Origin of the sequence: Planifilum fulgidum, from assembly GCF_900113175.1 — a bacterium.
Taxonomy (GTDB): Bacteria; Bacillota; Bacilli; order Thermoactinomycetales; family DSM-44946; genus Planifilum; species Planifilum fulgidum.
This window is the reverse complement of sequence record NZ_FOOK01000019.1, coordinates 25039-37626: the sequence shown is the minus strand read 5'-3', so window position 1 is coordinate 37626 and position 12588 is coordinate 25039. Positions and strand designations below refer to the sequence as shown.

Here is a 12588-nt window from a genome sequence, read left to right as displayed (position 1 = left end):
CGAATATACAAAAATTTTTAATAATTTTATACGAATTGTATCATTTTTCCTTTGTTCAGTCAATACACAAATCGGGTCCATCCGTTCCAACACCATGAAAAACCCCCGAAAACCGGGGATCGGCAAATCCGTCACAGCCTTTGCCCTGACCGGGCCCTCCTGAAAAAGCATCGCCGGACCCGGGCGCGCGGACCCTGCCGCTTCGGCCGGAGCGTGCGGCCGCCGCCTCCCCCGGCCCCGGTGCGGCGGAAGCGACTGCCTTCATTTGGAAGAGGAGGCCCCCCTCATAAGACGGTGCAATCCGTACTCCGTGATTCCCAGCAAAACTCCGGCCAGCAAGGCCCCGTCCGGAGTCACCTCGGATCCGGGAAACAGATGGGCCGCCCCCCAGAGGGTGAAAACCATGAATCCTCCTCCCAGCAGAACGGCCAGAGGATCCCCCGTCCAAGGGAGCACCCAGCGGTCCGCGAAATGGCCCACGACGGCCAAAAACAGCGCCACCAGCGCCGGAAGCCACCGGGGTTCGTAGTGAAATTCGGCGGAGAGAAAGTCCACGGTGTACAGGATGGCGCTGTAGAGAATAAATTTCAGCAACCCGTTCACGAATTCTCCTACCTTCCCCACAGGATGTTATTTGAAAGTATTTCCAAAAATGGTTTCATCCAGTATTCTTTGCGCCTCTTTCGGGGAAGACTAGAAAAAAATCCGGCCGCCGAGGAGGGGACATCCTTGTTCCTCGATCCCAAAGAGCGTCTGCTGGTGATTCGGGCTCTGCAAAAGGTGATAGAAACCCAGCCCCCCTATGCCCGATTTGACGAATACAAACAGCTCTTGGATCGGCTGAAGGGTGAAGAGCCGGAACAGAACGCGGAAGAATCCCCTTACGATATCGACGAGGTGTAGGCTCAAAACCGAAGACCGAAAAAAACTCCTTTTCCCCATAAAATGGGAAAAAGGAGTTTGGTTTTATGCCCCGCATCGTCGTTTGCCTGTCCCAACGCCGCCTTTGTCTGTTTGAGGAAAACCGCCTGAGCCGCTCCTTTCCCGCCGGCATCGTCGGATCGCCTTCCGGACCCCCGCCGTGCCCTCATCGGCAGGGATTCCTATCCCCGCTCCCTGCCCGGCGGCCCTTGAGCGCCTGCGGGCCCCCGCAGATGGGGCTCAGTCGCTCCGGATACGGGATCCAGGAGGGGCCGGGCAAAAGACGGGTGGAGATCGGGAGGTGCTCATCCGGGCAGGACCCGTGTCCCTTTCGGGCGGGAGGCGACTTCCCGGAAGGCGCGAAACATCCAACCGGTTTCAAAAGGCCCGGGGACTTCCCGGGCCTTTTCCGTCACGGTTCGCGACGCACACAAAAAAGGGCGGCCGCCCTCTCCGTCCGGTTCGATTTTCCCAGTCCGGGCATCCCCCCTGAAACCCGGCCTCCCCTCACCATCCCGCCTCCGGGTGGCGTTTCAGCCTCACTTTTCGAAGGAGGAGCGACGGGCTGTCGTCATCCGCTTCGGCCAGGGGCCGGGACGTGATCAGGATGGAGAAGGGTTCGTAGGCCCGGCCGTCCTGCAGGAGCAGCCCGGCATGATCCTTCGGAAAGGCCACGGCCTGCTCCGTCCCGTCCTCCAGGCGGAAGCAGAAAATGTATGTCCTCTTCTCCCGGTCATACAGCCAAACATATCGATATCCCCTGCAGGAGCGCTTTACCGTCTCCGCCCATTCGGGAATCGACAGCACGAGCACGTTCTCGTTTTCCAACTCCGCCCATGCCCCGTCTTCGGGGATGGCCGCCTCCCGCACGCGGGGAATGTAGCGTTCCGTCATGTTCTCTCCCCTTCCTCGTTCACTCCCTCAGCCATGCGGATCAGGAGAGGAGCGATCGCTGTCAGGTCCCATCCGTCGGATTCGATGGCATCCAGCAGCCGGGAAGGACCGACGATCAATGTGGGAACCGGATTCATCGTGTGGGTTTTTACCCGAAAATCCTCGCTGTTGCCGTGGTCGCTCACCAGAACCACCACGTCTTCCTCCCGCTTCTGACGGATCAGTTCGCCGAGAAAGCGGTCGTAAGTATTCACCACCCAGGTCATCAGTTCGGTATCCAGCCTGTGACCCGCCAGATCGCTGAGAAAAAACTCGTGGACGGCCAAATCGTAATCCCAAGCCGTCGCCAGGGCGTGATGGGCCGCTTCCTCCGGGGAAATCTCCCGGATGTCCGGCCGCCTTTCCGCCAGCGTCCTCCGGGTGAGATCGTGATACACGGCGCGCCCCGCGCGCAAATCCTCCATCATGCGCAGCGGTTCGCGGGCGCTCTGGATGGCTGCGGTCGAAACGGACACCCAGCCCCGGCGCGTCGTCGGAAGGTTGAAATATTCCTCCGAATAGGCGTTGAGAAACGTGGCCCTTCTTCCCCGGCCCTCAAACTGCAGGTACACATTGTCCCGCTGCACCCATTCCCGCAGCCTGCGAAAGGGAAGTCCGCTCAGATGCCTTCCCATCGCCGCGGGCGCGTTCCGGCCGGTGAAGATGGTCGCCTGTCCCGTGGCGCTCTGGGGGAGGCCGGCGACTCCCAGCGTGGCATCCGTCGCAAGCAGCAGGGTCGATTCCGCCGGGCGCCCGACGGCGCGCCGCGTGAGGGATCTTCCCCCCAACAGGCGGTCCAGGTGGGGGGTCGGCAAAGCGAACCAAGGATTGTCAGACGCCTCGTCGCCCAGGCCGACGCCATCGATAAACAACATGATGACCGACATTCCGTTTCCCTCTTCCCCTCGTCGGTTATCTATCTATTTTACCACTGTCTGCGCCGGTGTTGAGGAATATCGCTCAATATACTATCATAACATTCAGCGACATCAACGCGGGGGATTCGCGATGCGCCTTTTCAGCGAAATGAATCGGGAAGAACTCCGGCGGGAGATCGAGCGGCTCGAAGAGGAAATGCGTCGGGCCCGGCGGAACGGTTTCGTAAGCGAACTGGAGATCCTCCGCCAACGGATCAACCTGGCCAAATCGTATCTGACCGATCCCAATCAGATCCGACCCGGCGCAAAATACGAGGTCGAAGGCTCCGACAAGCCCTTTTTCGTGGAATATCTCAGGGGGGTCATGGCCTGGGGGCATTGGGAGGGAGATGCGGAACCCGTCGCCCTTCCGATCGGCATCTTGAAACCCTTGGGGCCGGAGGATTGAGGGGAAAAAAGCGATGACCGCGGACAAGCAGGCGATTCGAATGAGCGTGTGGAAGGCGATGGAAGAGGCCCGGGTCGGCCGTTTTCCTCTTCCTTTGGTCGGCCGGATTCCCAATTTTCAGGGAGCTGAACGGGCGGCCCACCGGGTGGCCGGACTGGAAATCTACCGAAAGGCGAAGACGGTGAAAGTAAATCCGGACGCGTCCCAACTCCCCCTTCGCGCCCAGGTGCTGAAGGACGGAAAAACTCTCCTGGTTCCCACGCCCCGGCTGAAGGCCGGGTTCGTCCAGGTGCGTCCGGAATGGGTCCCTCCCGGCGAGGAGCGACGGGCGGCCAGCCTCTCCCATCTCCGGGAATACGGGCGGGAGCTGCCCCTGTCGGACCTCCCGCCCGTCGACCTGATCGTCGTCGGCTCCGTCGCCGTGCACCGGGACGGTCGGCGGCTGGGAAAGGGAGAAGGATACGCCGACCGGGAATATGCCATTCTCAGGGAATTGGGCAATCCCCCCGTTCCCGTGATCACCACCGTCCATTCCCTCCAGGTGGTGCAGGAGGAAATCCCCTTCGAACCCTTCGATCTCACCGTCGATTGGATTGTGACCGAACGGGACGCGATCGCCACCCGGTCCCCTTATCCCAAACCGACCGGGATCGACTGGGAGCGGGTCACCGACGAAGAGCTGAGGGCGATGCCTGTCCTCGAAGAGATCCGGACCTTGATCCGTTCAGACAGGCCGGACTCCGGCTGAATGAGGTCCCCGGAAACCGCATTGGGGTATATTATAAAGTAGGATGATAGGATCGGAATGCCTGCGGAAATCGGCTGGCGCACCCTGCGCAAGGAAGGAGGATTTCCATGGCAGACTGGAGTCTGTCCGATGCCTATACAGATCAGAAGGCGGATACCATCGGGCTGGAGATTGGGCCGACCCTGTATGAATACCTGATGAAAGAATCCGATTTCGCCGCGACGATCCAAAACCTGCGGAAATCGGTTCTCAAGGAACGGGGCGTCTACCTTCCCGCCGTCCGGATCAAAACCGGTTCTCCCAAAGAACCCAACCGTTACGTCATCCGCATCCGGGGAAGGCGCGTGGCCGACGGCCTTCTGTACCCGCCGCTCCGCTTTTCCGAACGGCACGTTTCCGATCGGCCCGCCATCCATCCGATGAAACGGATTGAAGGATACTGGACCGACAAGGAAGGGGAAACGGCCCGGGATATCATCACCGCCCACCTGCGCCACGTTCTCCACTCCCGGGTGGATGAACTGTTCACCTACGAGTTGGCGGTCCGCTGGCTGAAACAGGCTCGGTCCCACGTCCCCGAACTGGTCGATGAATTGAAGGAACGGGGAATGACGCCGGGCCTTCTCTGGTCGGTGGTCAAAATCCTGCTCCGGGACCGGATTCCCATCCACCCCTTCGAGGAACTTCTGGAAAACATCCTGGACTATTACATTTCCCACCCTCCCCAAGGGTATGCCCCGCCGGGATGGACCCATCCCCACCCCGAGTCCATCGCCAAATTTATCGCCGAAAAACGGAAGCGGCGCATCCCGGCGAAAAAGGATACCGGCAACGTGATCGGTTTCGTCAAATGAACCCTCCCCTGGAAGAGGGTTCTTTTTTTGATGCGCAAGGTCTTTTTTGATTTGTGAAAAGGATTATCTTGTCATTTTTTTGAACATAATAAGCCCTAGGAGGTGCGAGGCAATGTATTATGTGATCCGCGATTCCGACAAATATCCCCCGACCATCCTCCATGAGGACAATTACTTCCAGTGGTACAATCCCATGAAAAAGGATCATCGGGTGGAGTTCCGCGGCACGATGAACCAGTGTTACGACTACCTCATGTCCCGTTATCCGGGCATGCGGATGTGACGACCCGGAACTTCCCCGCAAGGGTGTCCATCCGGACATAAAAGGAACGGGCCGGCCCAGCACTTTCCGGCCCTTTGATCATTCAGCTGCCGGAACGAGAACATAAGGCCGATCTTCCTCCTCTTGCCCGGCGCGACAGGCTCGCACTTCCCTCCACGCTTCCTTTTTTATAAAAGATTCCAAAAAACATTAAAAATATAAATTTTTCCTTCCGCCTGCAGAAAAAACGAGGGCCGCAGCCCTCGCAGGAAGTTTCAAGCTTTTTTCTGCCGGACGGGGGGAAGCAAGCGGCTCCAGTCCACCGTCCGTTTCGCCTCCCAGGTGGAGGGGTCGTTTTCGTCAAACTGCTCCAGATATTGGATCACTTCCCGGGTGATCGGAGTCGGGGTGGAAGCCCCGGCGGTCACGCCCACCCTTTTTTTCCCCTTCAGCCACTCCGGATCGATCTCCGTCACGTCGGCCACCCGGTAGGCATCGACGCCGGCAATCTCCCTGGCCACCTGGGCCAGCCGATTGGAATTGTTGCTGCGGGGATCGCCGACCACGATCACCAGATCCGTTCCCCGGGCCTGATTCGCCACGGCTTCCTGCCGCAGCTGGGTCGCCAGACAGATTTCATTGTAGATCTCCGCCTGGGGATATTTCTCCTTCACCTTTTTCATCAGATGCTCGGTATCCCACTTGCTCATGGTGGTCTGGTTGGTGACCAGAATCTTGTCGGCCTTCAGATCGAGGGCCTCCACATCCTCCTCCTTCTCCACCAGATGGACGCGGCCCGGAGCCACCCCCATGGCGCCCTCCGGCTCGGGATGGCCGCTCTTGCCGATGTAGACCACCTCATACCCCTGGGACACTTTTTCCCGGATCAGATCGTGGGTCCGGGTCACATCGGGACAGGTGGCATCGACCACCGTCAGCCCTTTTTCCCGGGCGCGGCGCCGCACTTCCGGCGACACTCCGTGGGCGGTGAAAATCACCGTCCCCTTGTCCACTTTCTCCAGCAGCTCAAGGCGGTTATCCCCGTCCAGCGTGATGATGCCTTCCCTTTTGAAGGCTTCCACCACGTGGGAATTGTGCACGATCATTCCCAGGATGTAGATGGGCCGCGGCAAATTGGGATCCTTCGCCACCTGTTGCGCGAGCACCATCGCATCGACAACGCCGTAACAATAACCCCGGGGGGTGATTTTGACCACTTCCATTCCCTTTTCCCCTCCCAGCCCCGACCTCTCCCGTTTCGGGGCGGATTCTTCCTTATTATATCACCGGACGGACAAAGGACAATAAGCGCCCTTCATCCCGGAAAAGGGGACCTCCGGCATTTGGAAAAGGATCAGAAAAATGTCGAATTTTGTACGTCGAGAGGGCGACGCAAAAATCATTTTTTATTTGACCGAATGATCGATAACCATTGATAAAATCAGAATAATATTATATGATTCTTTAAAGAGATAAACTCGTCGCATACCGCTGAAAAAGGAAAAAAAAGGAATTTGGGCGGAAGGTACGGAGGGAGTTCTTTGTAAGGAGGGGTCCTTTCGTTGAGAGGGAAAAGTCTTTCAATTTTGACAGCCGTCCTCTCCCTGACGGTTGCAAGTCCATCCGTCTACGCGGGTTCACAGGAGCCACCCATCGGTCCCGCTCCGGGACCTCCGAAGGCGCCGGTCGAAAGGGCAAAGCCGCCCCAATCCGAGCCGCCGGAGAAGCGGGTCCTTGAACCGCCCTTCGATCTCTCGCGGGAAGCCCCGGCCGCCAAGCCTCCGAAACCGTCCGAAGCAAAACCCGGCGAGAAATCCGACGAAAAAGGCCGGAAAGCCTTGAAAAAGCGGCAGGACAAAGCCCGTCCAAGCCCCAAGGCTTCCCCTTCCGAGCCGAACCTGCCTTGGCCGATGGGGAAACCGCTTCAGCCGAAGGACGCCGAACCGAAGCGCGGATCTTCCTCTGAAACGCCGGCGGAAAACTCCGACCTTCGGCAGAAGCGGGAACCGAAGGACCTTCCCGGCTTTCCGGCACTGGAACCCCAAACCGTTCCGCGAATCGCGATGGCAAATCCCTCCAAAGAGGCGACCAATGATTCGAAACAGCCGCCGGCAAATCAGCCGCAGGGAAGGGAACCCTCCGGAAACGCGGAGGCTGACCGGGTGACGGCAAGGGCCGGAAAGGCTTCGCCGGAGCAGTCGCTGTCCGATTCCGGAAGAAAAGCGGCCGATCCCGGAGAAACGGCGAACCCGTCCAAGGAAGTGGCTGCGGTCTCTTCCCAAACCGATCGCCAACTTCCCCGGACGGAAGAAACCCCCATGCCGAAAACCGCCAGCCACGGCCCCCTTTTGATGATCGTCGGCCTGCTTACGGCGGCCTTCGGCTGGGCGGGGCGAAAAGCGGCCTCCGACAAGGGTTGACATCCCGTGAAGCGGCATATCTTCTCCTTCGTGATCCTGACGGGACTGGCGCTGTTCTCCTTGGGACTGTGGGAAGTCTGGCAGCTGTGGAACATGGACCGGGAAATCGCCCCCGCCTCCGCCTCGGCCCCCACTTCCAAGGAGTCGGCGCCGCCTGCGGACGCGGATCCTCCCGAATGGGTGGTATACGGCCGGCGTCCGAAGCGGGGAGAGGTGTTCGGTAAGCTGGTCATCCCCCGGATCGGTGCGGAATTCCCCCTGGTGGAAGGGACGGGGGAATCCCAGCTCCGCAAGGGAATCGGCCACGCGGAAACCAGCGTCCTGCCGGGGGAACCGGACACGTCGGTGATCGGCGGACACCGGGAGACCCGGCTTCGGCAAATCGGTGAACTGGAAAAAGGGGACTCCATTCACGTGGAAACGGAGGAGGGACGGCTCGCCTTCCGGGTGACCCGTTCATGGATTGCCGACAAATCGTACACCGTGCGATCCAACGGGAAAGGGCAGGCCAAACTGTTGCTCGTCACCTGTTATCCCTTTCACTATGTCGGCAATGCCCCCAAGCGATATCTCGTCGAAGCAAAATTGACCAGGATTGATCCCAATCCTTGATGATCCACGGGACAGAGGCCCTCTGTCCTTTTCCGTTATGGAAAAAATCGACGGAGTGCGGAGATCGTCCCCGAACAGCCCTTAAGCCGGGATGTCGGTGGGAGACCGCGACCTTTCGCCGCGGCAAGGCGCTTCGCGGGCCGCCTCCCCCGTCGATTCATCCTTCACGGGACTTCAGCCGAAAGGGGGAAATGGCGTGTACTGGCGAAGGGTGCGGATGATCGTGATCACGGCGATCCTCCTCTTCCTCGCAGCCAAGGGAGCCTACGACATTCTCCGTCCGCCCCCGGCCCCTGCCGCAACGGGCACTGCCACGGACAAAAACGAGCCCGTCAATCCGGAAAGCCGCAAGGGAGCGGAAAACTACGCCGTCTATTTCACCCATTTCTGGTTGACGGGCAACCTGGAAGAGGCGAAGAAATTTGCCGCGGTGGGCTTTGATCCGCCGCCCTTCGGAAAACCCCGAAAGGTGGAAAGCATCATCGCCTGGGATATGAAGCCGCTGGGAAAGGAAAAGGTGGCCGTCACCGTCCGCGCCCTCCTGGATGAGGGACAGATCGTGTACCTGTCGGTTCCGGTCGCCGTCCGCCAGAACCGGTTCGGCGTGGTCGGCCTTCCGACCTTCGTCCCCGAACCGGTGCCGGCGGAGGCTCCGAAGGAAAAATCCCTCCCCCAGGTGACGGATTCGTCCACCACCCGGGAAGCCCGTTCCCTGGTCGAATCTTTCTTCCGGCAATACACCAAGGGAACTCCTCAGGACCTGGCCTTGCTCTACAGCGACAGCCGGCCGCGCCGGGTGCTTTCCCCCTCGCTCAAGGCCGAGTACGGGGGATTGGAAAGGATCGAAGTCAGCCAGCCGAAGAAGGATGAGCTGCACATCGTCGCCCGGGTCCGGCTGACGATCGATGGAGAGGCGGTTCCTCAAAGCTTTGAGTTCCGCGCAGAGAAAAGCGGAAACCGCTGGTTGATCAAAAAGACCATTCCGGAAATCCCGCGGGAGTAAAAGGAGGACAGCAGAATGGATCGGTTGTTTCTCGCGATCGCGCTCTTGCAGGCCCCCCAGGAGAACAAACTGTGGAATTTCGTCAACAACTTTGAGAACTGGATTCGCCCCAACCTGGAGCAAGCCTACTTTCTCATCGTTCCGATCATTTTCTTCACCATGCTGGTGGTCAAGAGCGCGCGTCCCAAATTGCCCGCCTTCATCGCGGGGGCTGCCATCGCCGGAGTCTTCATCCTGAAGGAAAACGCCCTCCGCAACACGATCGAATTTTTCGCCGGGTTTTTCTGAGGCGGTGGAACCGTGCAACGGATGGACGAAGAGTGGGTGCCTTCCTACCACGAGGGGTGGAACCGATCGATCCGCGTCTGGGTGTCGCTGATCTGGATTCCCTTCTTCGGAAAATATCTGAAGGGGTTTTGGCTGGATTTCCAGACGGCCATCCTCTTCTTCCTGTTTGAAGGGATCGCTTACGTTCTGGATCAGTACCTGGACCTCAGCCTCCTGCCCCTGAACCAGTACGTCACAGTGCCCGTCGGACTGGTCTTCCTGATCAACAAATTCATCAAACCCCGGGCCCGATCGCTCGTTCACGGGTTCATCTCCCTCATCGAATTCATCCGGACGGAAAAGAGGGTCTCCGGCAATCTGGAACCCGTCGATGCCGGTCGGGAACGGATCCGCATCCTGAGTCGACGCGTTCCGGTCCGGAACAAGCGAAAGAAAAGCGGCGGTTGAGTCGACCGCCGTTTTTCTCAAGGAGGGTCTGAAGGTGAAACGGAAACGGCTTGAGGTGCCCGCTCTCTTTCGCTCCGGCAATCTGATGGTCACCAAAGACGGACGAGGCCAGGCCTTCTACCGGGTGCCGCAGGTGAACTACGAGTTTCTCTCCTCCGCGGAAAAACGGGGACTTCGCGATCATCTGGCCAACTTCCTCAATGAATTTCCCCACACCCTGACCTGGTGGCAGGTGCCCGTTCCCCATTCCCCCCAGGACATACTGGAAAAGGAACGGCCGCAGGTGCCCGCCGACCGGCTCAAAGCGTGGGAGGAAAACATCCGGGCCACGGCGGAGGCGATCCGGGAAATGGTTCCCTACCGCCATCCCCTCTTTCTCGCCGTCGACCTGGAACCGGTCACCGGAAATTTGGGGGAGGAAATCGCCCGCAACGTCTATGAAATCATCCGGGATCCCATGGCCCTCATCGACGACATCATCGGCGGCGAACCCTATCGCCTTCCCTGGAGCGAGTGGAAGCGCTTCGAACAGGCGGAGGAGGAGATCTTCCAACGCATCCGGCAGGAATTTCACGCCGGCGTCGAGCGCTGCAGCGAAAGCGAAGTGCTGTGGCTGATCGAACGCTGCGGCTGCCGGGGCGTAAGCCCTCCCTTCCAGGAGGAACCGATGGAGCTGGTCGTGCAGGACGGCTACATTTACACCTCCCGGGCCGATCTGGAACGGGGACTCCACGATGTCGTCCTGGACTTCGGAAAACAGCTGGGGATGGTCAAGTGGACCAAGGAGTTCCCCGACGGCCAGAAGAGCGGCTGGTTCTCCCACCTCACCCTTTCCTGGCTGCCCTGGGGACTCCGTTTTCCCGGCGGGGCGGAAATCTTTCAGCACGTGCGGGAGCTGGACTTTCCCGTGGAACTGATGGTGCGGACCGTACCGATCCCGCACGAGCAGGCCCTGTCCCAGCTGCAAAACGTCTTCCAGTACATCACCGGCCAGATCCAACACGTCAAAGAATCCACCCGGGAGGGGGATTCCGATTCAACGGATTTGTCCGATTTCGAACGCGACCTGGAACGGAAAGACATCAACCAGGAGCTCCGGCAAAAGGTGAAGGAGGAGCAGATCCCCCTGTTCCGGGCGCAGATGATTTTCACCGTGTGGGGAGAAAGTCCGAAGATGGTCCGGGAGCGGCGCCGGAAGCTGATTCAGGCGATGAAGGAGATCGATCTCCGGCTGGAGGTGCCGATCGTCAAGCAGAAGACCCTATACTGCCACACCCTTCCGGGATCAACGGAGATCGACTCCTTTTACTTCGTTCGTCCCACCGCCGAATTCATCGCCTCCTTCATGCCCATCGGCTGCAGCGAGGTGGGGGATCCCTCCGGAACCTTCATCGGAATCACCGTTCCTTCGGGCAGCCGGCACGGGGAGCGCGCCGTCGGATGTTCGCCCGCCTATCTGGATGAGTCCCGGGCCCGCAACCAGCTTTCCCTCACCTCCTCCATGCTGATCATGGGAACGCTGGGCCGGGGCAAGTCGATGCTGGCCAACTGGCTCATTTACAACCGCCTGATGCGGGGGGTGAGGCAGTTCGTCTTTGAGCCGAAGGACGAAAAGTGGGCCTGGGGCTTCGAACTTCCGGAACTGCGCCCCCTGATGAACCTGGTCTCCCTGAGCACCTCCGTCCGGGACAAGGGGAAATTGGATCCCCTTCTCGCCCTCGGCAAGGATCCCCGGATGCGGGAGGACGTCAACGAACGGCAATACGTGGCGGATTTCGCCCTCACCCTGCTCCTCTACCTGGCGGGGGAGCCGGACACCAGCCTGGCGGGGCAGGCGATCGGCTACGCCGTCGACGAAACCCTGAAAAACGACGACCTGCCGACCATGATGCGGGTCATTCATTACCTGGAGGCTTTCCTCCGGGGAGAAATCCGCTTCCCCATCAACCGGGAGGCCGCCCGCGGCGAAGTGGACCGGGTGGCATCCTTTCTGAAGCGGCAAGCCACCCGGACCAAGGCCCAACTCCTGTTCGGCAGCGGGGAGGAGGATCCCGTCGACCTTTCCTCCCCCCTGACGATCGTCCAGATGCAGGAGCTGCAATTCCCCGATCCGAGCCGCCCCGACTACCGGCAAAACATGGCCGTCTTCACCTGCATCGCCGACCTGGGACGGCGCTTCGTCAACCGGCCGGGAAGCGCCAAGTCGGTCACCTTCGAGGAAGGGCACAAGCTGCGGGACGAAAAGGTGGGCCAGATGACCTACCGGGAGCTGATCCGCACCTGCCGGAGCAAGGATGCCGATGTGGTGATGATCGTCCACAACGCCCGGGACCTGCGGATCGATCCCTCGGCCAAATTGCGGGAAGGAGAGGACGGCGGGGAGGAAATCCGCTCCAACATGGGCAACCGCTGCATCTTCCGGGTGAGCGACGAGTCGGAAGCGGCGTCGGCCTGTGAGATCCTCGGGATCGAACCGACGGAACGGAACCTGTCCGAAATCATGAACCTGGGGGCGGGAGAATGGATCATGCGGGACGTCGAACAGCGGGTGGCCAAGGTGAAATTTGATCTGCGCCGGGTCAACCCCCGCCTGTTCCGCGCCTTCGACACCCGCCCCGAAGCCATGGCGGAGCGGGAACGAAAATACGGACACCTGCGCAATCTGCCCCTGGAGGAGGCGTACCGGCTGCTGGATGAAGAGACGAAGGGAGCGGCGGGATGATGGTGCGCACCCGCGCCGGAAGGAAAAGACCCCACCGGAATTCTGCATCTTG

General features: G+C 60.0%; 15 protein-coding genes. 11 read left to right on the top strand and 4 right to left on the bottom strand.

Annotated features, from left to right (window positions below; all coding sequences use genetic code 11):
- Positions 1-261: 261 nt before the first annotated feature.
- Positions 262-603 (bottom strand): DUF2512 family protein, encoded by a 342-nt coding sequence (locus tag BM063_RS11100; protein ID WP_177199117.1) that lies wholly within the window; start codon positions 601-603, stop codon positions 262-264.
- Positions 604-729: 126 nt separating this feature from the next.
- On the opposite strand from BM063_RS11100, the gene BM063_RS17665 reads away from it, so the two are divergent.
- Positions 730-903 (top strand): hypothetical protein, encoded by a 174-nt coding sequence (locus tag BM063_RS17665; RefSeq protein WP_177199116.1) that lies wholly within the window; start codon positions 730-732, stop codon positions 901-903.
- A gap of 525 nt (positions 904-1428) precedes the next feature.
- Here the strand turns inward: BM063_RS17665 and BM063_RS11090 are convergent.
- Complete coding sequence (locus BM063_RS11090) at positions 1429-1815, bottom strand: hypothetical protein (protein WP_092038977.1); 387 nt, start codon at positions 1813-1815, stop codon at positions 1429-1431.
- Entirely contained in the window at positions 1812-2741 is a 930-nt protein-coding gene (locus tag BM063_RS11085) for a hypothetical protein (RefSeq protein WP_092038975.1), read from the bottom strand. The genes BM063_RS11090 and BM063_RS11085 overlap by 4 nt, the downstream gene beginning before the upstream one ends.
- Positions 2742-2862: 121 nt before the next feature.
- On the opposite strand from BM063_RS11085, the gene BM063_RS11080 reads away from it, so the two are divergent.
- The 4 genes from BM063_RS11080 (at position 2863) to BM063_RS17660 (ending at position 5065) form a co-directional block, all read left to right on the top strand.
- The gene (locus BM063_RS11080) at positions 2863-3180 is read left to right on the top strand and encodes a DUF1811 family protein (protein ID WP_177199115.1); all 318 of its coding nucleotides are present in this window, start codon (positions 2863-2865) and stop codon (positions 3178-3180) included.
- A gap of 13 nt (positions 3181-3193) precedes the next feature.
- Positions 3194-3928 (top strand): 5-formyltetrahydrofolate cyclo-ligase, encoded by a 735-nt coding sequence (locus tag BM063_RS11075; protein ID WP_092038972.1) that lies wholly within the window; start codon positions 3194-3196, stop codon positions 3926-3928.
- Positions 3929-4035: 107 nt separating this feature from the next.
- Positions 4036-4782: an FHIPEP family type III secretion protein gene (locus BM063_RS11070; protein WP_092038969.1), complete on the top strand. Its 747-nt coding sequence runs from the start codon at positions 4036-4038 to the stop codon at positions 4780-4782.
- Positions 4783-4894: 112 nt separating this feature from the next.
- Positions 4895-5065 (top strand): hypothetical protein, encoded by a 171-nt coding sequence (locus BM063_RS17660; RefSeq protein WP_177199114.1) that lies wholly within the window; start codon positions 4895-4897, stop codon positions 5063-5065.
- Between the two features lie 254 nt (positions 5066-5319).
- On the opposite strand, the gene BM063_RS11065 is transcribed toward BM063_RS17660, so the two are convergent.
- Entirely contained in the window at positions 5320-6267 is a 948-nt protein-coding gene (locus BM063_RS11065) for a 4-hydroxy-3-methylbut-2-enyl diphosphate reductase (RefSeq protein ID WP_092038966.1), read from the bottom strand.
- A gap of 615 nt (positions 6268-6882) precedes the next feature.
- On the opposite strand from BM063_RS11065, the gene BM063_RS11060 reads away from it, so the two are divergent.
- The 6 genes from BM063_RS11060 (at position 6883) to BM063_RS11035 (ending at position 12536) form a co-directional block, all read left to right on the top strand.
- On the top strand, positions 6883-7464 hold the full coding sequence (locus BM063_RS11060; protein ID WP_143085326.1) for a hypothetical protein: 582 nt from the start codon (positions 6883-6885) through the stop codon (positions 7462-7464).
- 6 nt (positions 7465-7470) lie between these two features.
- Positions 7471-8076 carry a class D sortase gene (locus BM063_RS11055; protein WP_092038962.1) on the top strand — a complete coding sequence of 202 codons (606 nt, stop codon included), beginning with the start codon at positions 7471-7473 and terminating at the stop codon, positions 8074-8076.
- Positions 8077-8272: 196 nt separating this feature from the next.
- Entirely contained in the window at positions 8273-9079 is an 807-nt protein-coding gene (locus BM063_RS11050) for a conjugal transfer protein (protein WP_177199113.1), read from the top strand.
- A gap of 15 nt (positions 9080-9094) precedes the next feature.
- Positions 9095-9367 (top strand): hypothetical protein, encoded by a 273-nt coding sequence (locus BM063_RS11045; RefSeq protein WP_092038958.1) that lies wholly within the window; start codon positions 9095-9097, stop codon positions 9365-9367.
- A 12-nt stretch (positions 9368-9379) separates the two neighbouring features.
- Positions 9380-9814 carry a hypothetical protein gene (locus BM063_RS11040; protein ID WP_092038956.1) on the top strand — a complete coding sequence of 145 codons (435 nt, stop codon included), beginning with the start codon at positions 9380-9382 and terminating at the stop codon, positions 9812-9814.
- A 34-nt stretch (positions 9815-9848) separates the two neighbouring features.
- A complete protein-coding gene (locus BM063_RS11035) occupies positions 9849-12536 on the top strand; it encodes an ATP-binding protein (protein WP_092038954.1) in 2688 nt (895 codons plus the stop codon).
- Positions 12537-12588: the final 52 nt, after the last annotated feature.

Excerpts from the sequence above, each read along its gene's own strand:
- BM063_RS11090 (WP_092038977.1), bottom strand. The coding sequence starts at position 1,815 with ATGACGGAACGCTACATTCCCCGCGTGCGGGAGGCGGCCATCCCCGAA.
- BM063_RS11085 (WP_092038975.1), bottom strand. The coding sequence starts at position 2,741 with ATGTCGGTCATCATGTTGTTTATCGATGGCGTCGGCCTGGGCGACGAG.
- BM063_RS11080 (WP_177199115.1), top strand. The coding sequence starts at position 2,863 with ATGCGCCTTTTCAGCGAAATGAATCGGGAAGAACTCCGGCGGGAGATC.
- BM063_RS11075 (WP_092038972.1), top strand. The coding sequence starts at position 3,194 with ATGACCGCGGACAAGCAGGCGATTCGAATGAGCGTGTGGAAGGCGATG.
- BM063_RS11070 (WP_092038969.1), top strand. The coding sequence starts at position 4,036 with ATGGCAGACTGGAGTCTGTCCGATGCCTATACAGATCAGAAGGCGGAT.
- BM063_RS17660 (WP_177199114.1), top strand. The coding sequence starts at position 4,895 with ATGTATTATGTGATCCGCGATTCCGACAAATATCCCCCGACCATCCTC.
- BM063_RS11065 (WP_092038966.1), bottom strand. The coding sequence starts at position 6,267 with ATGGAAGTGGTCAAAATCACCCCCCGGGGTTATTGTTACGGCGTTGTC.
- BM063_RS11045 (WP_092038958.1), top strand. The coding sequence starts at position 9,095 with ATGGATCGGTTGTTTCTCGCGATCGCGCTCTTGCAGGCCCCCCAGGAG.